This is a genomic window from Komagataeibacter xylinus, assembly GCF_031081985.1.
Taxonomy (GTDB): domain Bacteria; phylum Pseudomonadota; class Alphaproteobacteria; order Acetobacterales; family Acetobacteraceae; genus Komagataeibacter; species Komagataeibacter xylinus_E.
Window position 1 is genome coordinate 93,807 of record NZ_JARWSK010000008.1, and the last position, 24,345, is coordinate 118,151.

Sequence of the window (24,345 nt, forward strand, 5' to 3'; positions counted from 1 at the left end):
GCATATAGGACAGAACGAGGACCATTCAGATGAAGTCTATCCAGATACAGAATGCCGATATGGCATGGCCGATTGCAGCCAACATCCTGCTCCCTTCCGACTTTAATGAAAGCCGGGCCTACCCGACCATTGTCAGCGTTCACCCGTTTGGAAGCTGCAAGGAACAGACCTCGGGGAATGTCTATGGCAAGGCGCTGGCCGAGGCAGGTTTCGTCGTTATCGCCTATGACGCTTCCTATCAGGGTGAAAGCGGCGGCGCGCCACGCTGGATTGAGAGCCCGACCCAGCGGGTCGAAGACATCAGCTATGTGATCGATTATGCCGTGACGCTGCCTTATGTGGACGCAGACCGCATCGGTGTAATCGGTGTCTGTGGCGGCGGAGGCTATGCCCTAAACGCCACGCTGACTGAAAAGCGGATCAAAGCTGTTGTCGGCATCACGCCAGTCAATCTCGGCCGCCTGTTCCGCGAAGGGTTCAGTGGTTTCAATCCACTCGGCACACTGGAGGCCATGGCGGCGCAGCGCACGAAAGAGGCGCGTGGCGGCGAATTGCAGGTCAATGAACTGCTGCCACCGAGCGTCGAGGCTGCCCGTGCGAATGGTCTGACGGACCGGGATGTTCTGGAAGCCACGGATTACTACAAGACGCCTCGCGGCCAGAAGCCGGGTGGGTGGACGCGGATGCTGTTCAGCCACGCCCAGAAAACCCTGTCATGGGATGCGTTTGCCTTTGCTGAAACCCTGCTGACCCAGCCTGTCATGGTTGTAGTGGGAGAAAAGGTCGGCGCGTTCGGAGCCTATCGCGATGGCACGGAGATTTATGGCCGAGCCACCGCGTCAAAAGACCGGCAGATCGTGTCCCTGGAAAACAGCTCGCATTATGATCTGTATGACAAACCGGAAGCCGTTGGTCCGGCGCTGGAGAAACTGGTGCCGTTTTTCAGGGTGCACCTTGGAGACAGTGCTTCAGCATAAGAACTTTGTTTTGTCCGCTTTCATCGTCGCCTGCATTGAGAGCGGACAAGCCGTTCGCTCCCCAAATCAGACGTTCCATTCCAGCTGTTCATGCGCGGAAAATTATCGTCAAACAAGGAAGGCATGATCTCCGAAGCGGATATGTCTGCCGGTGCCTCGTGCCTGCCCTGCGTGTCTTCACGCGTGCCTTTGCTGTTCATACACGCGCAGATTCAGGTCCGTGAGATCCAGGAGAGGCGTCGGGACCCGATGGACGCGCGCGCGCCTGACCAGGTCACCAATAATCTGCTGCGCCTCCACAGGCGCATCCTGCAGCAGATCCCGGAACATGGAGGACGTCAGGGTGGAGTCCGTTTTCGTCAGGAGACTGACAGTGCCCTTCAGCGCGGCATCCCGCAGGGGATAACCGGCGGCAGCTGCCGTTGACGCACATTCATGGATCACCGCCTGTGCAAAATCCTGACCTGCTGGCTGGCTGGCGACATCCCCCACGGTTCCGCGCATCAGGCAGCAGATGCTGCCCAGGGCGGCGAGCAGAACCCATTTGTCCCACATATCCTGCAGGATGCGGGTGGAACACACCGTTTCAAATCCGGGCCCCGACAGGGTTTCCGCAATACTGCACGCCGCTGGCGTCTCACGACCGTCCCGCTCCCCCACGGAAAGCCGGGGGAGAGAACCCGCCTGGACAATGCGCCCTTGCGCATCAAGCTTGCTGACGATAAAGCACGTCCCCCCCATGACCGCGGCAGGGCCAAAGCGGTCTGCCAGAATATCAAGATGCTGCATGCCATTGAGAAGCGGGACAATCCGTGTCTGTGGTCCTACCGCAGGCGCAAAATCGTTCATTGCACCCGTTAGGGAATAGGCTTTTACGCTGAGCAGGATGATGTCGTAGGGACCCTCAATCTCCCCGGCCATCACCGTCCGGGGAGTGACGGTGACGTCGCCCACGGAACTGATCAGACACAGGCCCTCGGTACGGAGCTGCTGCAGGCGCCTTTCGCGCACCAGAAAGGTCACATCATGCCCGGCGCTGGCCAGACGGGCACCAAAATACCCACCCACGGCACCCGCACCGACAACAAGAATTCTGGAACCCATCATGCTGTTTCCTCTCTTTGATCCGCCCTGACGTGTGGCGGTTGAAGGCGAGTTGAAGCGCGCTGGCGGCAGGGGTCAAGACAGGTTCAGAATCTCGATCTTCCCGGGTGCCGGGCCTTGATGCTGGCTTCGTCGATATAGGTCTCGACGACCTGAAGGCTTTTGTGCCGCGAGAAGCGCTTCAGTTCCAGAAGATCATACCCGTCCTTTGCGCCCGTGGTGATGGCCCCGCGGCGCAGGCTGTGTCCGCCAAAGTCCCCTTCGAGGTGCGTGTCGCCGCAGCGTTTGCGGATGATGTCCGTGACGGCCCGGTCCGACAGGGCGTGCGGCCCGATCCTGGGCAGGGTCCCGACGGGCGTGGCGCCCGCCCTGTGGCCCTGTGCTGACCAGATACGCCGGAAAACCGGACCGTCCGTGATCCCGGCCAGCCGGAGCCAGGTCTCGTATGCCAGAACCGGGCAGTTCCGGGTCAGGCCCCGCGGGGTGCCGATCAGCGCGCCCTTGCGCTGGGGATCCCCCTTGGACCGGCCCAGCCGGATCTGCATGCCATCCTCGTCCACCGTGATGTCTTCTACCTTTAGTGCGGCAAGCTCGGAGCGCCGGAACGCACCGGCAAAACCGAGCAGAAGAATGGCCCGGTCCCGCGCACCGACCAGATCGTGGGGACTGATGGCCTCGACGACCCGGACCAGCCTGTCCCAGGTGAGCGCGGTCTTCTGGCGGGGCAGGGTCTCCTTTGCCTCCCGCCTGATGCCGGCAAGCGTTGCGGTGACCATCGGGTGGGTGGTGGGTACGGCAATCTGCGCCAGGTGGTGCAGGTAACGCAGGGCGGCACGATGCAGGTCGATGGTGCTGGTCCTGCGCCCCTGCAGTGCCATGTCGGCCAGATAGGCGGCAACATCCTCGCTGCGGGCCGGCAGGGCGGGTAGCGCATGACCGGCAGCCCAGCGACACCAGGACCGCACGGCGGCGCGATAGGTGCGCAGCGTGTTTTCGGCCTTGCTGCGGTGCATATAAGCATCGGCCGCCTGACGGGCCGTGGCCAGGCGGCCATCATGTTCGGGGACGGGCTGTGCCGAGACGGCGGAAAACCATTGCGCGACGGCAGCGGCTGGCTGGCCAACGGGCGCAGGGGGCGCTGTATCTGCCGTCCCGGGACAGGGCCCTACGGGCTGGAGCGGCCGGAACCAGGCCAGGAAGCGGGGTACGCCATCATCGACTTCCAGTCCGACGGCCAGTTCGAACCCCGATGGGATGTCGGCCAGGTGGTCCTGAGCCATCTGCTGGGCTGCCGACGCATACGGCACGCCGTGCGCGAGCAGGGTATCTGGGGAATAGCTACCGTCCGGCAATTCGATGCCGGCCAAAAGCAGGGGCAGGGGCGGGGTGAACCGCGCGGTCGAGAGGATTTCGCGCCAACGCGCCGGATCCTGTGTCTCGGCCAGACGCTGCCGCGTCAGAGGGTCAACACGGGCATGCAGCGCGGCCTGCGCCTGCCTGCTGGAGCCGAGGATCCGGACGTCGCTCAGCATGGCAGGGTTGCCTGCGCATATGACCCCTGGCCATCACCTGGACAGCGGGGAAGGGGCACACGGACAGGCTTGGCGAAAAGGCTCGGAAACAGGCACATTTCGGAATTTTAGCAGGCATTCTGGAAATTTTCACCTACTTCCGACAAGATAACTTATCGGAAGTAGACTTTTGATCGGTCAGATTTAGCCCGGCGGGGTGGTGAGGGGGGAAGAAAGTCTGGAAAACCGCGCCTTTCGGGATCAATCGGGCGCTTTTTTGTTCTCAAAAAACCCATTAACATGATACGACATATTATATGACGCGCAAACGCCTTAATATGGTCAGGGTCAGGCGGTGCGGTTGCCCGCTGAGGATGGGCAGGCTGCCGTCTTCGAAAGCCCGTTCGGGATCGGCCCGCAGGGCGTGCAGGCTGGAAAACTGCGGATCCCATCAGAATGGCTGAGACCGGCCGACCGCTGCAGGCGGCGCGGCCCCCGACCGGCCTGTCGCCGGCCACGGCACGGGCCTATGCGGCCTCCTGGCGCGCCTTTGTCAGGACCCAACCAGCCGATAGCGGCTTTCCGGTCGGCCCTGTTGCGGTGGCAGCGTGGCTGCACGCTCGGGCCAAGGCGGGACGGCCGCGGCAGAGCCTGGTGGTGGATCGCGCGGCGCTGACGGCATGGTGTGCCGCCAATGGCGAGGGGCTTGATGTTGCCCTGCCCGCTACGCGGGTGCGCCGGACCGGGGCCGGGGTCGATGCAGCTTCGCTGCTGGCCGCCGCGCGACGTTGCGGGCCCGACCTGCCCGGTCTGCGCGACCGGGCTTTGCTGCTGCTGACGGTCGCGCTGGACATCGGCGCTGAAGCATTGGCGCGGCTGACGGTGGAAGACATCACCGACACGACAGACGGGATGACCGTCGCCCTGCTGCGGCCCCGGTCCGGGCGTCACCAGTTGCGTCGCCTGCGGCGGCGCCGGGATCCGGCCGTCTGTCCGGTGAGGTCCTGGGCGGCCTGGCGCGATGCCGCGCAACTGCGTTGGGGAGCGGCATTCCGGGGGATCGATGCGCACGGCACCGTCGGGGATCCGCTTTCGGTGTCGGGGTTCCGGTTCGTGCTGGACCGGGCACTGAGACGTCCAGACCACCCAGCCCACCGCGCGCGGCGAACAAAATCGGGGTCCCCGCCAGAGTCCCCAGTTGGGACGGCGGCGCGTCGACGCACGACAACGCCCGCCCCGGACTGGGTTCGGACAACGCTGACGGTGAGCGGTCCGGTGGACGTGGTGGCCCGGTTCCGGGCGGCGGCCCATGGGCCGGGGATCATTCCCTGGCAGGTGGATTTTGACTACGAACAGGCCCGCCTGCTGGCACCGATGGCGGGGAAGGGAACCCAGGCGGTGACGCTGGCCCGGCTGCTGCGCCAGGCATCCGAACGCCTGCATCGGATCGCCCTGCAGCATCAGGCGGCGGGCACGCCGTCATGCGCGTTTGACCTACATCGGCTGGTGCCAGTTCCCGGTCCCATTCTGGAAGCCGGGTCGGACTCCCGCGCGGCGGCGGCATGGCTGCAGGCGCAGTGGGGCACGCTGCTACCGCTGCGCCGGGTGGAGGTCGAAGCCGTGCGCGATCAGCGCGCCCGCCGCAGTGCCCGGCTGGTCTACCGCTTCTGGTCGGCGGAATGGACACCGTGGCAGGCGCTGGACCGGGTGCGGACGGACTGGCCAGAGCTGGTTTTCGACATCCGGCCGCAGTACGCGCGCGCTGATGCCGGGAAGACCGCCGATGCTGCCTGACAAGGACGAAGACTGGGGTGATCCGCCGCGTCGGCTAGCGCGCGCGGTGGTGCCCGAGTTCCATGTCGAGGGGTTTGACGGGCCGCTGGACCTGCTGCTGGATCTGGCGGAGCGGCAGCGTCTGGATCTGGGCGTGCTGTCCATCGCGGATCTGGCAGCCCAGTTTGTCGCTGAGGCGGAGCGACTGGCCCGCACGACGCCGCTCATGCAGCGCGCGGACTGGGTGATCTGGATCGCCCGGCTGGTGTTCCTGCGTTCGCGGTTACTGTTTGCCACGCAGGCGGAAAAACAGCTTGCCGAAAATGAGGCGCGCCGGACGGTCGGCCAGATCGAGGGGCTGCTGGAGATGCGCGCAGCGGCGGACTGGCTGGAGGCGCGACCGCAGCTTGGCGTGTCGGTTTTTACACGGGGCGGAACAGACGCGGATCGTAGTGTTTCTGTACGGCAGGGGACGTATTTCAGTCTGATGGAAGCCTGTCTCGGTGCGCTGGAACGGGAATTGGTGAGGGTCGAGACATCCGTTCCGATCTATCGGATCGATGTGCCCTCCTACTGGCGTGTGACCGATGCATTGGCTTTTATGCGAGCGAAAATGAGAAACGGAACTCTCCGAAGTATATGGGATTGTGTTCCTGCGACGCGGTCTAGTCAGCCTGAGGGACTAATCGCTCGTCGAGCGGCCGTCGCTGCGACGTTTATGGCTGGACTTGAAATGGTGCAGCGAGGAGAGGTATCGCTTGGCAGCCTCATATTTCCCGCGGAATGACGTGCGGACGTGGGCATTGTATGTCGCTTTACCAACAGCGTGCAGGAACGATTAGATTGCGCGTGCTTTCCACTGAAGCCGACCATGGTTTACACGGACAATCCCACCCAGAATGGGGTGGGCATTCACGATACGGTATTCCTTGAAAGGGAGACAAAAAGGCTCAATCAATGTCCTCAAATTGTCAAATAGTAAGAACGAGCTGCTCTTTTGGTTGTCCCCATGAAAAAATCTAAATCATTAACTACCACTTATCCCAACAAATTAATAGGTTCCGGACTCAAGAATAAATCATAATGAAATCGACATTGAAATGCGAACGTGAAACGCTCATCATACCTCTGGTGTCTGTGTCAGCGGTATTTTTGCGACATTGTCGCACAAATATAAAACTGAAACTCTTAATCCTTCCTTAAATAGAGGCGAACCACCGGATTGTTTCACGGTAGTTTTAAGAGCCTCGCTTAGTTCATGAAACCACGTAAATTCTGGATGTAACGCACCGCTGGAGTGCACAGTTCTGTCGAATCGTTCTTTCATACAGCTAAGAAAATAAATCCTCTGATCGGGGGGAAGATTAATAATTTTCTTAGAAAATGTTATCGCATCTAGATGTTGCAGAATAGGTGTGTGCTCGTACACGGCTGGAGCTTCGCTTACGCGAAATAGAAGTGAGATAAGCTTATTGACATTTCCAGGTAATAACTCATCAAGTTCGTGAGATTTTATTTTAAGGCCTCTATTCCGCCATAAATTTTTCTCACTAAAGTAAAACTCCTTCACTTCCCTAAACTCGGGAGTTCCTTCTTCGCTGAACTGTCTACCGAAAGGAGCAAAAAAGAAGGGATCGGCACGACTATCAAACGCCGTCTGGATATCTTTCTCAGTCAGTATTCTTTTAGCAAAAATATCACGGATGTAAGACTTTACGACGCTAACAGGATCATGGCTGTCAAAGCTTGGTTCGCCGATACGGTGGAGCGTCAAATACAGGCTGCAGGCATGTAGCATATCGAGGCCGATAAACTTCCTTTCATTAAAATCAAGTGCGAATGCGGCTACAGCACTGACCGCTTCCTGCTCTGACGCCTGGGCGTAATTCCATACACGAAGCCATGAGGGTAGCTCCGTCTCTGCTGTGAAGCGATTATCCAGCGCCAAAGCCGCATTAATCGACTTTCCTTGGACGGTCCCCCGCATCACTAGTGATTCGAGATCCTCCATCGAAATCAACGATGAATGCAATACCGCATAATCATACGATTGTAGCCTTTTGCGAATGTTCTCATGTTCCTCGTTCGCTTCTGTCTCGTGCGGCTCCCCACGCCTTCGCTGATCGGCTGAAAACCATCTTGGTTTTCTCACAAGTTCCACAAAAATCGGGAACGGTATGCCATGCACGCGATTTTCTACTAAGGCGATGTAGACAAGCATGAAGAGTTCGGAAAGTGCTGCATAATGGCTTTCAGTCCGATAGGCTGGCTTGATTTCTCTAAATAATCCCTCTCCTAGTTGTACGAAGAAGGAAAGCAACCGAAGGTTAGATGAACCGGCCTTGATAATCAGAGGTGCTAGTCGTTCCCCCAGATATTCGAGAAAATCCCGAAAATCACTATTTTTAATGTTTTTACTAAGACTAGTAAAAGTTGACTGAAAATCCGCTTTTACTTCGAGCGTTAGACTCACTGTCTTTTCTTTCGTACGCCGGTAATGCTCCGTTTCAGGACTATCGTCATCTATGAATTCCTCTTCGTTGGCCAAGAGAACCACTCGATTTTCACCGCTCCCGACAAGTGGGTGGATGGCGGCCAAAACATCCGTCACGGGCATCCTTGCGCGTTCGATATCATCAAAAACGATGATACGACGGCGTGGTTTGCCATCAGGTCCAAGGCCACTTAAATCGGCGCCCGCCAGCGTCACGCTTCCGCCGGCTTTTCCTGCTGCTCCATTGCCAACAAGTTCTTTAAGGTCAATTCGTAGTGTGGTTTTCAGGAGGCTTCTCACAACAAAGCCTCCCAGTTGACCAGGCTTACCGGCCAGAAACGGATGCAATTCGGCGTAAAGGGCGTCTCCGATTTCCGTTGCTGATGTGACTCCAAAAAGCGACACACGCAAAGGGAACCAGCTTGCGTCATCATTGCTTCGGTTCTGCTTCTTCTCTTCGAAAAACCGGTCTACTAGCCATGTTTTGCCGCAACCCCATGTTCCTCGGAGCATCAACGCAAACGGCGCCACATCTTCCCCATAGCAATATTCGTCTAAAGCTCGGACCAAATCATAGTTAGGGCCGGTCCACGCCCATTGTTCGGTAGTTCTTCTCTTCTCTGAGGCTGTTATGCTGCTATTTGTTTTTTGTATCTTTGTCATCTGTCTTCCTCCAATCGTTATCGCCCGGCCGTTGTGACGAGGCCTGTCTATCTGTAGAACATCTGGATGTCGGAACGGCAGGTCAGTGGTCGCGACCATGCCGGAAACAGGGCGGTGATCGCCGTTCTCACCGAATCGAATTGAAGCCAGGTTAGGCTTACTCATAGCTGAGATTAGAGCAAAAATGGATATTTCGTTCGTTGAACTGGGGGAGAAACTGGCAACGGACGCGGCATCCGCTTTGCGCCGAGCGCGATCTGGCGCTACCTTTACCGTCACAATATGACCATCAAAAAAACAGCGTATGCTATACTACCCTACAACCTCACCTCCTCACAGGGGAGGGCAACGTGACAGGCTGCTAGGTTTCTAAACGTTCTGAGCGTTCGAAATCTGCTGTTGTTACGAAATCCCAGGGTAATGACGCGCTATTCTTACCATACTTGCATAGAATACTTTGACGTGGTCAAACATCGCCTGCCGCCTCCCAGTCTGTTTTCCGCAGGGTAATGCGGTCTCTGCATGACGGAATAAGCAGCGGAATAGGAATTCCATGCATTAGCAGATCTTGACAGACGCTGTCGTTGGCATATTCCCGGCCAGCCCGCAGGGCATTCCGGACACTCTATCCAGTCCACCGATAAAAGCGACATACACTCAGTTCCACGTGCCGTAGTGCTCGTGCGTGGCGCGTCAGGGGTAACCCATAAACGGGTCAGTCGCAGCCTCTTCGTTATTCGTCGGATTGTCGCACCATGCATAATTCATTATTCTTCCTCTCCACGGCACTACTGAATAAAATATCAAGACAATTTGACAACTATTTTCAATTCGACTTAAACTATTTTCACCATTGACTGCAGGGTGTTTTTTTCACTTTCTAGGATCAGGACTCATAGCCAGAACATGACGGTTGCGGCGAGGCAGATCGCCGAGAAGAATACGGTGGGGCATCTGTCATAGCGTGTCGCGACCCGTCTCCAGTCCTTGAGCCTCCCGAACATGATCTCGATACGGCTGCGTCTTTTGTATTTCCGCCTGTCGTATTTTATGGGTTTCCTTCGGGATTCCCGTCCCGGAATGCAGGGTTTGATCCCTTTCTCCTCCAAGGCATCCCTGAACCAGTCAGCATCATAGCCCCGATCTGCCAGCATCCATTCGGCTGGTGGAAGACCGTCCAGAAGGGCAGCCGCACCGGTGTAATCACTGATCTGGCCTGCCGTCATGAAGAAGTCGAGCGGACGTCCGTTCCGGTCGGTGACGGCATGCAGCTTCGTATTCATCCCGCCTTTGGTGCGCCCAATCAGACGGCCTGGAGCCCCTTTTTTAACCGCAGGCTCGAAGCTGTGCGATGTGCCTTGAGATAGGTCGCATCAATCATGATCGTCTGAGGCTCTGCCTTGCCGGTAGTCAGTCCCTCCATCATGCGGATGAATATCCCCATAGCACTCCGGCGCTTCCAGCGATTGTAGAGCGTCTTGTGTGGACCGTATTCCCGGGGTGCATCACGCCAACGCAGACCATTTCTGTTCACGAAAATGATCCCACTCAACACACGACGGTCATCAACGCGAGGTTTGCCATGGCTCTTCGGAAAAAAGGGCCGCAGACGCTCCATCTGCTCGTCCGTCAGCCAATACAGGTCACTCATCTTCAGTCTCCTCAAGGAGCCTGAATCACATCCGGCCACTCATATCAATGGGTCCTGAGCCTAGAGCCGCGATGTTCCGGTGTAACTTTGTTTCTCGGCTGGCGGGTTATCCTCCCTCTGCAGGAAATTACCCTTGCCGCGCCGGCGTTTCCAACGATTATAGAGCGTCTTGCGTGGCCCATATTTCTTTGGATCTTTTTGCCGGCGCCAGGCGGCGCCGATTAACAGAGATGATGCCGCGCAGCACGCGACAGTCATCGGCGAAGGGTTTACCATCGCCTGCTGGGGGAAAGGGGCGCTACCTGCGTTTCATTTTCTCGCCCATCAAACAATACAGGTCGCTCGTCTTCCGCCCCCTACCGGAGCCTGAATCAGATTTCCGTCCGCAAATTCATGGATACTGAGCCTAAGTGCGGGCGTAGCAGAAAAGTCGAATGTGGGTATTAACTTTTCCAGAGCTTTGGACCCGAATAAAGCAGCCAGATTATGTTTTGATGCTATCAAACAGGCTTTCGTATTCAATTTCATATGATCAGGGATGCAGGCGCAACAAGGCTTCGGCTCAAGTCTGGCTAGCCCACATTATGTCTGGAATGAATAAGCAGGACGCGTGAAGAAACTCTCTTTCGCCTAAAAACGGGGGATATCCGCCAAATATTCTGTGATCGATTATTAATGTTTTTCGATTATCTATATCCCGTCATAACTATACGTAACCTGCCAATGCTCCGGTTATAAACGCTGTTTATGATCTTATGTATAATCTGTCTTGGACGTCATGCGTCTGATTGATCTACTACGGTTTCCAAGACACCGCAGCGTGAACCCGTCGTTCAGGTCGGCACATTGCTTGCGGGATCACTATGCCGAGAAGCTGTTTATAATTTTACGCCTCTCGCCATAAGTTTTGGAAAGTATAGATGCAGTACGCACATGACCCGGCGCTCCTTCTGGCGCGCTTTCAGTTCGCCTTTACCGTAGGCGTCCATATCATCTTTCCAGCCTTTTCAATCGGACTGGCAGCCTATCTGGCGGTTCTGGAAGGGCTATGGCTCAGGACCGGACGCCCTGTATTCCTTGACCTGTACCGATACTGGATCAAGGTGTTCTCCATTGTTTTCGGCATGGGCGTGGTGTCGGGACTGGTCATGTCGTATGAGTTCGGCACGAACTGGTCGATCTTTTCGAAAAAAGCAGGGCCGATTACAGGCGTGCTTCTGTCCTATGAAGTCATGACTGCCTTCTTTCTGGAAGCAGGCTTCCTTGGCGTCATGTTGTTCGGCATGAACAAGGTGGGGCGCAAACTGCATTTTGCGGCCACATGCTGCGTGTCGGTTGGCACACTGATTTCCATGACATGGATCCTGTCGTCCAATTCATGGATGCAGACGCCGCGCGGCTACACCATCGACCCCGCCACGGGTCGGTTCATGCCCGCGGACTGGCTGGCCATCATCTTCAACCCGTCCTTTCCGTTCCGCCTGGTGCATATGGGTCTGGCGGCCTTCCTGTCGGTGGCCTTCATCGTGGGGGCCACGGGGGCGTGGCATATGCTCAAGGCCCGCAAGGCAGGAAAGATCTCCAGCGAGCCGGTGCGGGTCATGTTCTCCATGGCCATGTGGATGGCGGCGATCGTAGCCCCGCTCCAGATCCTTGCTGGCGACGCGCATGGCCTGAACACGCTCAAATACCAGCCCGCCAAGATTGCGGCGATGGAAGGGGACTGGGTCTCGGAAGATCATGCGCCCGAACTGCTGTTCGGCATTCCCAACATGAAGACCGAGCATACGGATTATGCCGTCAAACTGCCGCTGGCCGGATCACTGATCCTGACACACAGCCTGAACGGCAAGGTGCCGGGCATGAAGGACTTTCCGCGTGACCAGCGGCCGCCTTCACCGGTCATCTTCTTCTCCTTCCGCATCATGGTGGCGCTTGGCATGCTGATGATGCTGGTGGGGCTATGGTCACTCTGGCTGCGACGGAACAGCACCCTGTTCACCAACCCGGTCTTCCACCGTGTCGCACTCTGCATGGCACCGGCGGGCTTCCTGGCCCTGCTGTGCGGCTGGATCACGACCGAAGTGGGGCGTCAGCCCTGGACGGTCTATGGCCTGCTGCGCACGTCTGACAGCGTATCGCCGGTTGCCCTGTCTTCCCTGGCGTTCTCGATGACGGCGTTCGTGGTGGTCTATGTGCTCGTGTTCGGCTCGGGGCTGGGCATTCTGGTCCGCATGCTGGGCCGCGCGCCTCAGGAAGGCGAGCACGCGACCCCGCCCGACCACGCTACCGAGATTCTGGCGGCCCGCATGCATCCGGGCGTGATTGATCCCTCTACTGGCAAAGGAGCCTGAGGCATGATGGACTTTGCATACTGGCTCCCCATCGTGTGGGCCGTCATACTGGTGGCCGCCATTTCGATCTATGTCGTCCTCGATGGCTTTGACCTTGGGATAGGGATGCTGTTCGCACTTGAACGCCACCCGGACCGTCGGGATGTGATGGTCAACACCATCGCCCCCGTGTGGGATGGCAACGAGACGTGGATGGTACTGGGCGGGGCGGTGCTGTACGGCGTCTTTCCCGGTGCTTATGCCACCTTGCTGCCAGCCTTCTACCTCCCTATCGTGCTGATGCTGCTTGCGCTGATCTTCCGCGGCGTGGCGTTTGAATTCCGTGTCATGACACGCGATACGGGCAGGGAAGGGATGTGGAATGCGGGCTTCATGGCCGGCTCCGCCATCGCTGCCTTCTGCCAGGGCGCGATCCTCGGCGGCGTGGTGCAGGGCATAAGGGTGGTCAATGGCGCCTTTGCCGGTGGCCCACTCGACTGGCTGACCCCGTTCAGCATCCTGTGTGGCCTGTCCGTCATGTGTGGTTATGCCCTGCTGGGGGCGACATGGCTGATCTGGCGCACCACCGGCGTGCTGGAGGAATCCTGCCGCCGCTGGGCCGCCCGGCTGGCCGTGGGCCTGTTCATCGGCATTGTCGCGGTCAGCCTGTGGACACCGCTGCTGCATGCCCCCTACCTGCGCCGTTGGACCGACTGGCCCAACATCGCGCTCGTCGCCCCCGTGCCGGTTCTGGTGGTCGTGCTGGCCGTGCTGTTTGTCATGGGGCTGCGCAGGGGCCACTCGAAGGGGCCCTTCCTGTGCGCGCTGGGCTGGTTCTTCCTGTGCCTGTCCGGTCTGGGCATTACGGTATGGCCCTATGCCGTGCCGCCGGGCCTGACGCTGTGGGATGTGTCTTCCCCGCCATCCAGCCAGTTCTTCCAGCTGATCGGCACCGCCATCCTGCTGCCGATCATCCTGACCTACACGATCTATTCCTACCACGTCTTTCGCGGAAAGGTGACGGAAACCGATGGCTATCACTGAGATTGTCCGGGGCAACGGAGATGATGCGCCCCCGCGCACCGGTGCACGGATTGCGTGGTTTGTTGCGATCTGGTCGCTGAGCACCACGGTATTTTTCGGGGCGGCGTCGCTGCTGCACCTGATCGTTCCCCGGTAAACCGGGCGGCATGACTGTCCGATATTTCCCTCCCTCCAATACGGGATCTGGTCCAATGCTTTTTGACTTTGAACGTGACTTTGCAGGGTCGCTGCGGTGCATTCCGATGATTGCCCGCCAGAAGCTTGATATCGTCGGCATCAAACTGAGCCTGCGTCAGTGGAGCCGGTTTACACGCGAGGAAAGGGGCCAGTTGGCCGACCTGCCGTGCGAGACCGTGCCCGAACAGGCCACCTACCGCGAACTGGTCGCCCATCTGATCGCAACCCGTAGTGACGAACCGCTGCGCCACCTTGTGACGCGTGGATTGGAAGCCTGGCGGGACGCTGACCACATGCCTGATGCGGTCAAGACCCAGGCACGGGCTGACGGAATAGCGCCACCCACAGCAAGGCAATGGGCCAGCCTTTTGCCGCTCCAGCGATTTGCGCTGGTGAAGCTGGCCCGCTCGAAGCATGAAAATGAAAATTTCGTGCCGGCAATGCGGGAGTTCGGCCTCCTGCAACAGCATGTGGGGGCTGCTCCCGGTTCTGCAGCCGTATCGCATACCCAAGCCCGCCTGCCCAACTGAAAGAAGAGGGTTGAGATCATGAGCAACGAAAAAACGCCTGAATACAAACCCTATCATCATCCGGCAGGTGGGTGGGGTGCGGCCGGGGCCACCGCAAAAGTGCTGATGGAACAGAGCGTTCTGGTCAAGGGATCACGCGGGCTTTTGTCCATGAACCAGCCGGGCGGTTTCAAATGCCCCAGTTGCGCATTTCCCGACCCGGATCATCGCAAGACGCTGGAGTTCTGTGAAAACGGGGCCAAGGCGCTGGCGCATGAAGCCACAAAGGGGCGTGTGACGCGCGAATTCTTTGAAAAATACACCGTCACTGAACTGATGCAGAAAAGCGATTACTGGCTGGAAATGCAGGGTCGCCTGACCGAGCCGATGCGCTACGATGCCCAGAGTGATCGCTACGTGCCCGTGGCATGGGATGACGCATTCGCCCTGATCGGCCAGCACCTTCAGGCCCTCGACAGCCCGCACCAGGCCGAGTTCTATACATCCGGCCGTACGGCAAACGAGACCGCGTTCCTGTATTCGATCTTCGTGCGCGAATTCGGCACCAACAATTTCCCCGACTGCTCGAACATGTGCCACGAGCCGACCAGCCGTGGCCTGCCGCCCGCCATAGGCATTGGCAAGGGCACGATCGTCATGAGCGATTTCGAGCATGCCGAGGCGATTTTCGTCATAGGGCAGAATACCGGCACCAATTCGCCGCGCATGATGACGAACCTGGTGGAAGCCCGCAAACGTGGTGTGCCGATTGTCCTGATCAACCCGATGCCGGAACGGGCGCTGATCCGCTTTACCGAACCGCAGGATGTGCTGCAGATGGGCACGTTCGGCTCGACCCCCATTTCCAGCGAATTCGTCCATGTGCGCATCGGTGGCGATCTGGCCATTTTCAAAGGAATGATGAAGGCGCTTTTTGAGGCCGAAGCACGTGGTGAAAAAGTACTGGACCTTGACTTCATTCATGAACACACGGCCGGACTGGATGCCGTGCGCGATGACGTCATGGGCTGTAGCTGGGAAGATATTACCCGGATATCGGGCATAACCGAGGACCAGATCCGCAGGATTGCGGATATCTACATGAAATCCAATGCCACGATCATCTGTTACGGCATGGGGCTGACCCAGCATCAGGAAGGGTCACGCCTGCTGCAGCAGGTGGCCAACCTGCTTCTCCTGCGCGGCAACTTTGGCAAGCCCGGTGCTGGTATTGCGCCGATCCGTGGCCATTCCAACGTGCAGGGCGACCGCACGGTTGGCATTGATGAAAAACCGACCCAGGCCTATCTGGACCGCGTGCGGGATGTATTCGGGTTTGAACCACCGCGCGAACACGGCCACCATGTGCTGGAGGCGGTTGAAGCCATGGAAGCGGGCACCGCCAAGGTGTTCTTTGGCATGGGGGGCAATTTCATCCGCGCCGTACCGGATACGGACCGCTCCTATGCCGCCATGCGCAACCTCAATCTGACGGTCGGTGTGGCCACAAAGCTGAACCGGGGCCATCTAGTGCACGGCAAGGATGCACTCATCCTGCCGGTCGTGGCCCGCTCCGAAATCATCCGCACCGAGGCTGGCGAGCAGTTCGTGACCATTGAGGATGCGATGGCGAATGTCACGGCATCGCGCGGTGTGTTCGAACCCGTGACCGAACATGTGCGGCCGGAAACGGAGATCGTCTGCCGCATGGCCATGGCAACACTGCCCAATTCCCGCACGCCGTGGGCGGATTACATGGTCGACTATACCCTGATCCGGGACAAGATTGCCGAGGTCTATCCGGAAATCTATGCCGACTTTTCTGAAAAGATCAAAAATCCGCATGGCCTGCACCTTGATGTCCCGCCGCGTCGCCGCGTATGGCAGACGCCCAATGGCAAGGCAAACTTCCTTGTGCTGCCGGGGCTGGAAGTGAATGTGCCGGTGAAGGATACGGCTATGCTGCGTCTGGCGACCATCCGTTCGCACGATCAGTATAATACGACCATCTACAGCAATAGTGACCGTTATCGTGGGGTGTACAATACGCGCCTCGTCATCTTCATGAATAAAGAGGACATGGCCGAACGCGGTCTTGCGAACGGGGACGTGATTGGCCTGGAAACCTATAGCGATGACGGGGTCAGGCGTTATGTCGATGGCCTGAATGTCCTCGACTACCCCATGCCGCGCGGCGCCATTGCCGGATACTACCCGGAACTGAACCCGTTGCTGCCACTCGATTACTTTGACGAGATCAGCGGAACGCCTGCGGCCAAATCCATTCCGGTCAGGGTGGTGGAAAGTGTTGCATCCGCACCGCCCATCCGGATTGCGGGCTGAGTGGGCAGGCGGCCATGGATGACGATCATAACAGCCGACTGGGCAGCCATGTGCCGCCTGTCGACAGGCTTGGCCGCCCGTTGCGCGACCTACGCATTTCGGTCATGGACCGGTGCAATTTCCGGTGTCCCTACTGCATGCCCGAAGCCACCTATCACGAGGGCTTCCGGTTTCTTGGCCCGAAGGAACGGCTGGATTTTGATGAGATCGAGCAGGTCGCGCGCATGGCCGCCGAACTGGGGGTGACGAAAATACGGCTGACCGGCGGGGAACCGCTCCTGCGGCCCGGCCTGCCCGATCTGGTCCGCCGCCTTTGCGCCCTGCCGGGCATTGAGGATGTGGCGCTGACAACCAATGGCGTGCTGCTGCCGCGCTTCGTGCCAGCACTCCGTCAGGCCGGATTGCGGCGCGTGACAGTCAGCCTGGACAGTCTCGATCCAGTCATATTCGCCCGTATGAGTGGCGGCAGGGGAAGCCTGCCTGCCGTGCTGGAGGGCATCGATGCTGCATACTCTGCAGGCTTTGAGGGCGGCGTCAAAATCAACACGGTAGTCCAGCGAGGCGTGAATGACATGGATGTGCCAGATATTCTGGCGCGCTTTCGCCATACCGGCGTCACGGTCCGTCTGATCGAATACATGGATGTGGGCAATCGCAACGGATGGGACCGTGCCGATGTCGTGCCCTCCAGCGAACTTCGCGCCCGCATTGCAGAACTCTGGCCCCTTGAGCTGCTACCGCCACGCTATCGCGGCGAGGTAGCCCGTCGTTATCGCTATGCGGATGGGGCAGGGGAGATCGGGTTCGTCTCGTCCGTCAGTGCACCATTCTGTGGTGCATGCTCCCGTGCGCGCCTGTCTTCCGACGGCAAGCTTTATACCTGCCTTTTCGCAACGTCTGGCACAGATCTGCGCGCACTCCTGCGCGGGAATGCCGGTGATGCCGAAATGGATGAACAACTGCGCACAACCCTGTCAAGGATCTGGCGCCAGCGGACAGATCGCTACAGCGAGGAACGCACGCGCCAGTCGGCATTATTGGCCAGTGGGGAACAGGCAGTCCGGCAGGAAAAAATCGAAATGCATTATATCGGGGGATGATGAATTTCATGGGCAGATCCCGATGCTCACAGGGGCGCGAGCCATGACAGCATTACTGTATGGACTAGTCCTGGCCGGTGGCGAAAGCCGTCGCATGGGACAGGATAAAGCGGCACTGTCTTATAATGGACGGCCGCAGCTTGCCCGTGCCGTTGACCTCGTGGCGCGGCATGCAGAGCGCTGTTTTGTCTCGATACGTCCTGATCAGCAGCCTGATCCTCTCCGGGCGTCCTATCCCTGCATTATGGACAGGCGGGAGATAAAGGACAGGCTTGGCGGCGGCCCGATGGTCGGCGTGCTTTCTGCTCATCTGGCCTATCCGGGAGTAGCCTGGCTCGTCGTCGCCTGCGACCTGCCGATGCTGGACGATATGACGCTTGCTGCCCTTGTGCAGGAACGCAATGCGGATCTGGCTGCCACGGCCTATGTAAGCGAAAGCGACGGACTGCCTGAGCCGCTTTGCACGATATGGGAGCCCGCGACACTGGCTGCCCTGCACAATCAGGCGGCAAACCAGAAAATTCGGCTGCGCCGGATGCTCGGCGGTTCTGCGGTTCGTCGCCTTGAAGTAAAAAAAACAGGTGCGCTGGAAAACGTAAACGTACCTGATGAACGCGACCAGGTGTTGAAACGCCTGGGTTGCTTTGAACAGGAAGTATGATGCTCAATATAGAGTTGCAGTATTTCGCCCAGCTTCAGGATGAAGCCGGACGGGCACACGAAAGACGACAGACCCCGGCCCCCACGGCAGCCGCGCTGTATGATGAACTCCGTGACGCCTATGGCTTTGTGCTTGAACCGGCCCGCATGCGGGTTGCGATCAATTCGGCATTCGCGCCATGGGATCAGCCGCTATGCGAAGGCGATCATGTAGCCTTCATCCCGCCGGTGACGGGCGGATGAACGACTTCATCATGGCGGAGACGCCTGTGGACATCAGCGCGCTGCGCAAGGTGCTCCTTTTCCCTGAAGCGGGCGGGTTCTGCTCCTTTGAAGGGTGGGTCAGGCAGACGAACGAAGGTCGCGCCGTCTCCGGGATTGATTACAATGCTTTCGTTCCACTTGCCCTGACGGAAGGGCAGGCCATCCTGCAAGAGGCGAAACAGCGGTTTGCAATCTGCCGTGCGACTGCCATCCATCGGACCGGCTATCTGTCCATAGGCGAAACGGCGGTGTGGATTGGTGTCTCTGCAGCACATCGCGATGCGGCTTTCGACGCCTGTCGTTACATTATCGATGAAATCAAGCAGCGCGTTCCAATCTGGAAAAATGAACATTATGCGAGTGGAGAGACCGGATGGGTGCCGTGCCATACCCTCTGACCATTGAACAATGTCCCTCTCGATGCCTGAGGCTGCTGTGATGTCCGCCCTCTTTTACCCGTTGGAGGTGCGTTCCCTGTCCCGGCCGGATGAAACATTCAGCCTGAACGTGGCGGAGGAAGTGCCGGTCAGTCTTCTGTTCAACGGAATTTTTCCGTATGGCACGATGATGATGACGCCCGCGGACCTGAAAGATTTCGCTTATGGGTATTGTATAACTGAACAGATCGTTGGTTCAGCAGCAGATATTCGTTCGGTGAACATTATACAGGTGAAAGACGGCCTGACCCTTGATATTTTTATCAAGGGCAGGGCGCTGACGCAGCTCATGCGCCGTAATGTCCGCATGCAGACGGGCCATTCGAGTTGTGGCATATGCGGCAGCGAAACCGTGCCGGAACATGATGCGGTAGCGGCGGTGCCGTTGGAGGATGGGCCGAGCCTGTCCGTAACAGCAATACGCAACGCATTGCATGAACTGCGTAAGTGGCAGACGCTGAACGCGGCGACACGCATGGTGCACGCAGCCGCATGGGCAAACAATAACGGTAATATTCACATGATCCGGGAAGATGTAGGGCGACATAATGCGCTCGATAAACTGATCGGTGTGCGTGCCTGCCATCCTGAAGTTTTTCACGAAGGTTTCTGCCTGCTGACAAGCCGGTATTCATTTGAGATGGCGCTCAAGACCGTGCGGGCAGGTATCGCCGTTGTGGTCGCAATTTCTGCCCCGACCTATCGTGCGTTCCGGACGGCCGAAACAATGAACCAGACCCTGATCGCCATCGCGCGGCAGGACGAGCAGACGCTGTTTTGCGGCGGAAGTCGTCTTACCTGATCATATCCTACATCCTGAACAAATAAAATATTCCCATTATTCTGATCGTTCCGGAATATGGAGAAAAATATCACATAAATAGGGAAATGATCGCGCGATATGGCTGGCGGTCAGTAAGTATTCGTGGAGTATGACATGTTTCTCAAGCAGCTGTACTATCTTCGGGAGATAGACAAATTCAAGAGCTTTTCGAAGGCGGCGGCTGCATGCAACGTATCGCAGCCATCCCTCTCGCGTGCCATACGTGTCATGGAGGAAGAGCTCGGCGTTGTTATTGTTGACCGGAAGAGAAAAGTTTTTGGTCTGACACCTGAAGGTACCCAGATACTCAAATGGGGACATGAAATCCTGCACGGTGTTGCAGAGATCCAGAATGTTGTCTCCCTATCCCACCAAAAACTGGCAGGTGCGATCAGAATAGGCGTCATTCCAACGGCCGTTCACATCATCCCTCTCCTTATGGATGCGGTAAAGGAGCGTATCGGGGACTTCGTATGTGACGTTCTGGTTCTTTCCAACGCAGAAATCATTGAAAAGCTGAATATAAAGCAGCTGGACATTGGCATCATGTATTGCGAGGAGTGCCCCAGAGCACCAGCCTTCGCCATGCACGAACTTTATAAGGAAAACCAGGTCCTTGCCGGAGCGGCGGATTACGATTTTCCGCCAGGCGATGAAGTCAGTTGGGAGACGGCCGGACAGTTTCCGCTTGCTTTACTTAACCGAAGCATGCGCTGCAGGCAGTTTATCGATGTGGGGTTCCAGACCGCGGGGGTCAAGCCGGCTGTCCGGCTTGAAACCACCTCGCTGGAACTGATCCATGCTGCGATCATGAAGGGAACGCATGCGACAATATTGCCAATTTCCTCGTTTCCGCTAAGGGTGCCCCCTCGGGGCAGATTGCAGATACGGCGTCTTTCCGGGTTTTCCGCGGGTTCGATTGGTCTGGTGAGATTGTATGAATCCCCGTTGCCCTCTTTTGTGGGGGAGGTCTGGAAGATCATCGTAAAGATAGATTTTGAAGGACAACTGGATGATCTCTGTCGCCAGCAGCCATAATGAATAAAAAACCTTACATAACGAATATATATTAAAAATAAACGCATAAATACGGTTTATGTTTTTCACCATTTAGAACATATATGGAGCATTCGATGCATGACTGCCCGATCGTTACGCGTATAGGTAGAGACGATATCCGGAGACAGGTTGTAACTATTGTTTTGTCGTATATAAATAACAATAAGATTGCGGCAGATGATATTGATCCATTGATCAGATCTGTCTACGCTGCGCTCAGCGGTGAACGACCCGGGAAATCGGGAAAGGGTCTCAAGAAGAAACCAGCCGTCCCTGTAAGCAAATCAGTGTTTCCTGAATATATCATCTGTCTGGAAGACGGTACAAAGCGTAAAATGCTTAAACGCTATCTCCATACTGTTTACGGTATGACGGTAGATGAATATCGTGAACGATGGGACTTGCCCCGGCACTATCCCATGGTTGCGCCAAATTACGCGATACGACGATCAGCTATCGCACGCGTGGCGGGTTTTGGGCGCGTAGTTCAAAGTCGCGCCGGCGACGATATAGACAAGGGTGTCTAACTTCTTTCGGGCATTCGACGGGCTGTCATATTCTGGATACACTTATCGTTTTAGATATATATGTGTATATAGGCATAAATAAAAATATACATAGACGAATATATTCGGTGAAAGGGACACACCATTCGGTGTGTCCCGATATGATATCTAGAATAATTGTCTACTTCTGCTTGTACAACAGGCGGGCACGCAATGTGCCCCTGAGTGCGCGCAGGCGGTCAAGGAGACGGTTGTCTTTTTCGACATCGTGGCCGGTATCGGCTTCCACCACCACATAGCCCAGTTCGCCCGCTGTCTGCAGGTACTGCGCGGTGATGTTGCAGGACTCACTGGAGAAGATCTCATTGACCCGTGACATGATGCCTGGCACGTTTTTATGCACATGCATGAAGCGCGTGCCGCGCGGGTTCTCGGGCAACTGCACGGTAGGGAAGTTCACCGCGCCCAGCGTGGAGCCGACATCCGAATATTCCGCCAGCTTGCGCGCCACTTCCACGCCGATGCGCTCCTGCGCTTCCGCTGTGGAGGCGCCGATATGGGGCGTGAGGATCACATTATCCAGGCCACGCATGGGCGTTTCCAAAGATTCACCGGCCTGCTTTGGCTCCTTGGGGAACACGTCGATCGCGGCACCCAGCAGGTGGCCGTCCTTCAGGGCGGCGGCCAGCGCGTCAAGGTCCACCACGTTGCCACGGGCGTTGTTGATCAGGAACGCCCCCTTTTTCATCGCGCGGATCTGGGCTTCGCCAATCATGCCCGCCGTTTCCGGGGTCTGGGGCACGTGCAGGCTGACAACGTCGCTCAGCGCCAGCAGGGTTTCCAGCGAATCGACCGGCGTTGCGTTGCCATGCACCAGCTTGTCGATCACGTCGTAATAGAACACGCGCATGCCAAAGGCTTCGGCCAGCACGGAAAGCTGCGAGCCAATCGAGCCATAGCCCACGATGCCCAGCGTCTTGCCGCGTACTTCCCAGCTGTTGGTAGCGGATTTTTTCCAGATCCCGGCATTGCATTCTTCCGACTTGGGGAAGATGCGGCGCATCAGCATCACGATCTCGCCCATGACCAGTTCTGCCACCGAGCGGGTGTTGCTGTACGGCGCATTGAACACCGGGATACCGGCCTCACGCGCGGCATCCAGGTCCACCTGGTTGGTGCCGATACAGAAGCAGCCGATGGCGATCAGGCGGTCCGCCTTCTCGATCACTTCGCGCGTCAGCTGCGTGCGCGAACGGATGCCCACGATATGCACGCCTTCAAGCGCCTTCTGCAGGGCTTCGCCTTCCAGCGCCGTTTTCAGGAATGTGATGTTTTCGTAGCCGTTGACCTGTAGGATTCTGACGGCGCTTTCATGAACTCCTTCAAGCAGGAGGATACGGATCTTGTCCTTGGGAAAGGAAAGGTGCCCGTTGGATTGGCTGGTCATATCGCATGCTTTCGCTTCGGTAGGGAAAGGCTGGGGCAGGCCGCGCGAATAGCCGACACGGTCCAGTTGCCGGAATGCGGCGTAACGACAGGGAACGGATCCTGTCCGGCGCAGGGCGGAGTTTAAGGGATTTGCCTGCCTTCCGTCCGGATCGGTCTTATCGTCCATGTACGAATAAACGTCTGCCCCCAAAACATCCCGACGCTGTCTGTTGTATTTTGATATGCTGTCTATATCGTCATGTAATTAGGTGTCTAATACTATCTGTTTATCTTAATATGCGGTTTGGTTATGATGATATCTGTATTCCTTTGCTCCCGGTTATGCTGTAAGGTCATCAAATCAGGATTATTTGTCAGGTTTTTCGCCAGAACGCTTTCTCCATGTCTTTCGAAAGCGATACAAGGAGGTTCCATACATTGGTCACACCTCAATCCGTTGATACCAGGCTGACCCGGGCGGCTGTATTCCTCGTCCTTACCCTGAACGAAGGCGATCGCACCGTTCTTGGCAAACAGGTTCGTGATTTGCTTGGTGACATGTCTTCGTTATTGCGTGGCGTCGGTTTTCGCATACCCGATGGACGCCTGACCTGTGTGACCGGGATTGGGTCGTCAGCCTGGGACGTGATCTTCGGTGTGCCGCGTCCAAGGGATCTGCATCCGTTCAGGGAAATCCATGGCGTTCATCATGCGCCAGCAACATCTGGTGACTTCCTGTTTCACATTCGGGCTACACGAATGGATCTGTGTTTTGAACTTGCTGCGACAATTGTTTCACGCCTTGAAGGTGCAGCAACGGTTGTCGATGAGGTCCACGGGTTCAAATATTTTGACGAGCGTGATTTGCTTGGTTTTGTGGATGGGACCGAGAACCCGTCCGGTCAGGCGGCCATCAACTCTACGATCATTGGCGAGGAAGATTCGGAATTCGCTGGCGGCAGTTATGTCATTATTCAGAAATACCTGCACGACCTGAAAAAATGGAACGCCCTTCCGACCGAGACGCAGGAGGACGTCATTGGTCGCAAGAAGCTTTCCGACATTGAACAGGCGGATGCCGCCAAGAAAAGTTATGCCCACAACGTTCTGACGACGATTGAAGAAAATGGCGAGCAACTTCAGATCGTCCGCGACAATATGCCGTTTGGCCAGGTGGGGAAGGGCGAATTCGGTACATATTTCATCGGATATGCCCGTTCCCCCGCGCGGATGGAACAGATGCTACGAAACATGTTCGTTGGACAGCCGCCGGGGAATTACGACCGTATTCTGGATGTCAGCACGGCAGTCACCGGCGCGCTTTTTTTTATCCCGACAGCTGACTTTCTGGATGGCGCGCCGGACATGGGGCCGCCCGCTTCTTCGGCTGATGCCGCCTTCCATGCAGAGGTATCTCCAGCGCCCGCAATCGTAGCAGCAGCCGATGGCACGTCCCTGCGTATCGGTTCACTCAAAGAGGACTCATGAT

The 24,345-nt window shown here is 57.3% G+C and carries 21 protein-coding genes; 16 read left to right on the forward strand and 5 right to left on the reverse strand.

From position 1 onward, the window contains the following. Positions 1–29 precede the first annotated feature (29 nt). The gene (locus QEG70_RS14570; RefSeq protein ID WP_308721298.1) at positions 30–977 is read left to right on the forward strand and encodes an alpha/beta hydrolase; all 948 of its coding nucleotides are present in this window, start codon (positions 30–32) and stop codon (positions 975–977) included. A gap of 177 nt (positions 978–1,154) precedes the next feature. Here QEG70_RS14570 and QEG70_RS14575 read toward each other — a convergent pair whose 3' ends face one another. Together QEG70_RS14575 and QEG70_RS14580 are read right to left on the reverse strand one after the other, a co-directional pair. Continuing rightward, a complete protein-coding gene (locus QEG70_RS14575) occupies positions 1,155–2,081 on the reverse strand; it encodes a ketopantoate reductase family protein (protein ID WP_308721326.1) in 927 nt (308 codons plus the stop codon). Positions 2,082–2,167: 86 nt separating this feature from the next. Then, positions 2,168–3,613 (reverse strand): tyrosine-type recombinase/integrase, encoded by a 1,446-nt coding sequence (locus tag QEG70_RS14580; RefSeq protein ID WP_308721299.1) that lies wholly within the window; start codon positions 3,611–3,613, stop codon positions 2,168–2,170. Positions 3,614–4,048: 435 nt separating this feature from the next. Here QEG70_RS14580 and QEG70_RS14585 point away from each other — a divergent pair, with 435 nt between their 5' ends. Then, on the forward strand, positions 4,049–5,386 hold the full coding sequence (locus tag QEG70_RS14585; RefSeq protein WP_308721300.1) for a site-specific integrase: 1,338 nt from the start codon (positions 4,049–4,051) through the stop codon (positions 5,384–5,386). Next, positions 5,376–6,152, forward strand: coding sequence for a segregation and condensation protein A (locus QEG70_RS14590; protein ID WP_308721301.1), 777 nt, complete (start codon positions 5,376–5,378; stop codon positions 6,150–6,152). Before QEG70_RS14585 ends, QEG70_RS14590 begins: the two co-directional genes overlap by 11 nt. 333 nt (positions 6,153–6,485) lie before the next feature. Here the strand turns inward: QEG70_RS14590 and QEG70_RS14595 are convergent, their stop codons facing one another. Together QEG70_RS14595 and QEG70_RS14600 are read right to left on the reverse strand one after the other, a co-directional pair. After that, positions 6,486–8,522, reverse strand: coding sequence for a P-loop NTPase fold protein (locus QEG70_RS14595; protein WP_308721302.1), 2,037 nt, complete (start codon positions 8,520–8,522; stop codon positions 6,486–6,488). 893 nt (positions 8,523–9,415) lie between these two features. Next, positions 9,416–10,173 (reverse strand): IS5 family transposase gene (locus QEG70_RS14600; protein WP_308721303.1). Its coding sequence is split into 2 segments (ribosomal slippage): positions 9,416–9,852 and positions 9,852–10,173, totalling 759 coding nucleotides; the frame shifts between segments, so codons are not numbered across the junction. A gap of 920 nt (positions 10,174–11,093) precedes the next feature. Here QEG70_RS14600 and QEG70_RS14610 point away from each other — a divergent pair. From QEG70_RS14610 to QEG70_RS14665, 12 genes are all read left to right on the forward strand, one after another. Next, positions 11,094–12,527 carry a cytochrome ubiquinol oxidase subunit I gene (locus QEG70_RS14610; protein ID WP_308721304.1) on the forward strand — a complete coding sequence of 478 codons (1,434 nt, stop codon included), beginning with the start codon at positions 11,094–11,096 and terminating at the stop codon, positions 12,525–12,527. A gap of 3 nt (positions 12,528–12,530) precedes the next feature. Beyond that, complete coding sequence (gene cydB / locus QEG70_RS14615) at positions 12,531–13,550, forward strand: cytochrome d ubiquinol oxidase subunit II (RefSeq protein ID WP_308721305.1); 1,020 nt, start codon at positions 12,531–12,533, stop codon at positions 13,548–13,550. After that, positions 13,537–13,686 (forward strand): DUF2474 domain-containing protein, encoded by a 150-nt coding sequence (locus QEG70_RS14620; protein ID WP_159264384.1) that lies wholly within the window; start codon positions 13,537–13,539, stop codon positions 13,684–13,686. Before cydB ends, QEG70_RS14620 begins: the two co-directional genes overlap by 14 nt. A 55-nt stretch (positions 13,687–13,741) precedes the next feature. After that, positions 13,742–14,257: a nitrate reductase associated protein gene (locus tag QEG70_RS14625; RefSeq protein ID WP_308721306.1), complete on the forward strand. Its 516-nt coding sequence runs from the start codon at positions 13,742–13,744 to the stop codon at positions 14,255–14,257. Positions 14,258–14,275: 18 nt separating this feature from the next. Further along, a complete protein-coding gene (locus QEG70_RS14630) occupies positions 14,276–16,579 on the forward strand; it encodes an FdhF/YdeP family oxidoreductase (RefSeq protein WP_308721307.1) in 2,304 nt (767 codons plus the stop codon). Between the two features lie 14 nt (positions 16,580–16,593). Next, the gene (moaA, locus tag QEG70_RS14635) at positions 16,594–17,679 is read left to right on the forward strand and encodes a GTP 3',8-cyclase MoaA (protein ID WP_308721308.1); all 1,086 of its coding nucleotides are present in this window, start codon (positions 16,594–16,596) and stop codon (positions 17,677–17,679) included. A gap of 43 nt (positions 17,680–17,722) precedes the next feature. Next, entirely contained in the window at positions 17,723–18,340 is a 618-nt protein-coding gene (locus QEG70_RS14640) for an NTP transferase domain-containing protein (RefSeq protein WP_308721309.1), read from the forward strand. Beyond that, positions 18,337–18,582 carry a MoaD/ThiS family protein gene (locus QEG70_RS14645; protein WP_227672330.1) on the forward strand — a complete coding sequence of 82 codons (246 nt, stop codon included), beginning with the start codon at positions 18,337–18,339 and terminating at the stop codon, positions 18,580–18,582. Before QEG70_RS14640 ends, QEG70_RS14645 begins: the two co-directional genes overlap by 4 nt. After that, positions 18,579–19,001 carry a molybdenum cofactor biosynthesis protein MoaE gene (locus QEG70_RS14650; protein WP_193731318.1) on the forward strand — a complete coding sequence of 141 codons (423 nt, stop codon included), beginning with the start codon at positions 18,579–18,581 and terminating at the stop codon, positions 18,999–19,001. The genes QEG70_RS14645 and QEG70_RS14650 overlap by 4 nt, the downstream gene beginning before the upstream one ends. 40 nt (positions 19,002–19,041) lie before the next feature. Next, a complete protein-coding gene (gene fdhD / locus QEG70_RS14655) occupies positions 19,042–19,842 on the forward strand; it encodes a formate dehydrogenase accessory sulfurtransferase FdhD (RefSeq protein WP_308721310.1) in 801 nt (266 codons plus the stop codon). Positions 19,843–19,977: 135 nt separating this feature from the next. Next, positions 19,978–20,901, forward strand: a complete 924-nt coding sequence (locus QEG70_RS14660) for a LysR family transcriptional regulator (protein ID WP_308721311.1) — start codon at positions 19,978–19,980, stop codon at positions 20,899–20,901. Between the two features lie 95 nt (positions 20,902–20,996). Beyond that, positions 20,997–21,449, forward strand: a complete 453-nt coding sequence (locus tag QEG70_RS14665; RefSeq protein ID WP_193731315.1) for a Ros/MucR family transcriptional regulator — start codon at positions 20,997–20,999, stop codon at positions 21,447–21,449. Positions 21,450–21,609: 160 nt separating this feature from the next. Here QEG70_RS14665 and serA read toward each other — a convergent pair whose 3' ends face one another. Next, positions 21,610–22,875, reverse strand: coding sequence for a phosphoglycerate dehydrogenase (serA, locus tag QEG70_RS14670; RefSeq protein ID WP_308721312.1), 1,266 nt, complete (start codon positions 22,873–22,875; stop codon positions 21,610–21,612). 383 nt (positions 22,876–23,258) lie between these two features. On the opposite strand from serA, the gene QEG70_RS14675 reads away from it, so the two are divergent. Beyond that, positions 23,259–24,344, forward strand: a complete 1,086-nt coding sequence (locus QEG70_RS14675; RefSeq protein WP_374762614.1) for a Dyp-type peroxidase — start codon at positions 23,259–23,261, stop codon at positions 24,342–24,344. Position 24,345: the final 1 nt, after the last annotated feature.

Coding starts and splice junctions, on each gene's coding strand:
- QEG70_RS14570 (WP_308721298.1), top strand. CDS start 30: ATGAAGTCTATCCAGATACAGAATGCCGATATGGCATGGCCGATTGCA.
- QEG70_RS14575 (WP_308721326.1), bottom strand. CDS start 2,081: ATGGGTTCCAGAATTCTTGTTGTCGGTGCGGGTGCCGTGGGTGGGTAT.
- QEG70_RS14580 (WP_308721299.1), bottom strand. CDS start 3,613: ATGCTGAGCGACGTCCGGATCCTCGGCTCCAGCAGGCAGGCGCAGGCC.
- QEG70_RS14585 (WP_308721300.1), top strand. CDS start 4,049: ATGGCTGAGACCGGCCGACCGCTGCAGGCGGCGCGGCCCCCGACCGGC.
- QEG70_RS14590 (WP_308721301.1), top strand. CDS start 5,376: ATGCTGCCTGACAAGGACGAAGACTGGGGTGATCCGCCGCGTCGGCTA.
- QEG70_RS14595 (WP_308721302.1), bottom strand. CDS start 8,522: ATGACAAAGATACAAAAAACAAATAGCAGCATAACAGCCTCAGAGAAG.
- QEG70_RS14610 (WP_308721304.1), top strand. CDS start 11,094: ATGCAGTACGCACATGACCCGGCGCTCCTTCTGGCGCGCTTTCAGTTC.
- cydB (WP_308721305.1), top strand. CDS start 12,531: ATGATGGACTTTGCATACTGGCTCCCCATCGTGTGGGCCGTCATACTG.
- QEG70_RS14620 (WP_159264384.1), top strand. CDS start 13,537: ATGGCTATCACTGAGATTGTCCGGGGCAACGGAGATGATGCGCCCCCG.
- QEG70_RS14625 (WP_308721306.1), top strand. CDS start 13,742: ATGCTTTTTGACTTTGAACGTGACTTTGCAGGGTCGCTGCGGTGCATT.
- QEG70_RS14630 (WP_308721307.1), top strand. CDS start 14,276: ATGAGCAACGAAAAAACGCCTGAATACAAACCCTATCATCATCCGGCA.
- moaA (WP_308721308.1), top strand. CDS start 16,594: ATGGATGACGATCATAACAGCCGACTGGGCAGCCATGTGCCGCCTGTC.
- QEG70_RS14640 (WP_308721309.1), top strand. CDS start 17,723: ATGACAGCATTACTGTATGGACTAGTCCTGGCCGGTGGCGAAAGCCGT.
- QEG70_RS14645 (WP_227672330.1), top strand. CDS start 18,337: ATGATGCTCAATATAGAGTTGCAGTATTTCGCCCAGCTTCAGGATGAA.
- QEG70_RS14650 (WP_193731318.1), top strand. CDS start 18,579: ATGAACGACTTCATCATGGCGGAGACGCCTGTGGACATCAGCGCGCTG.
- fdhD (WP_308721310.1), top strand. CDS start 19,042: ATGTCCGCCCTCTTTTACCCGTTGGAGGTGCGTTCCCTGTCCCGGCCG.
- QEG70_RS14660 (WP_308721311.1), top strand. CDS start 19,978: ATGTTTCTCAAGCAGCTGTACTATCTTCGGGAGATAGACAAATTCAAG.
- QEG70_RS14665 (WP_193731315.1), top strand. CDS start 20,997: ATGCATGACTGCCCGATCGTTACGCGTATAGGTAGAGACGATATCCGG.
- serA (WP_308721312.1), bottom strand. CDS start 22,875: ATGACCAGCCAATCCAACGGGCACCTTTCCTTTCCCAAGGACAAGATC.
- QEG70_RS14675 (WP_374762614.1), top strand. CDS start 23,259: ATGTCTTTCGAAAGCGATACAAGGAGGTTCCATACATTGGTCACACCT.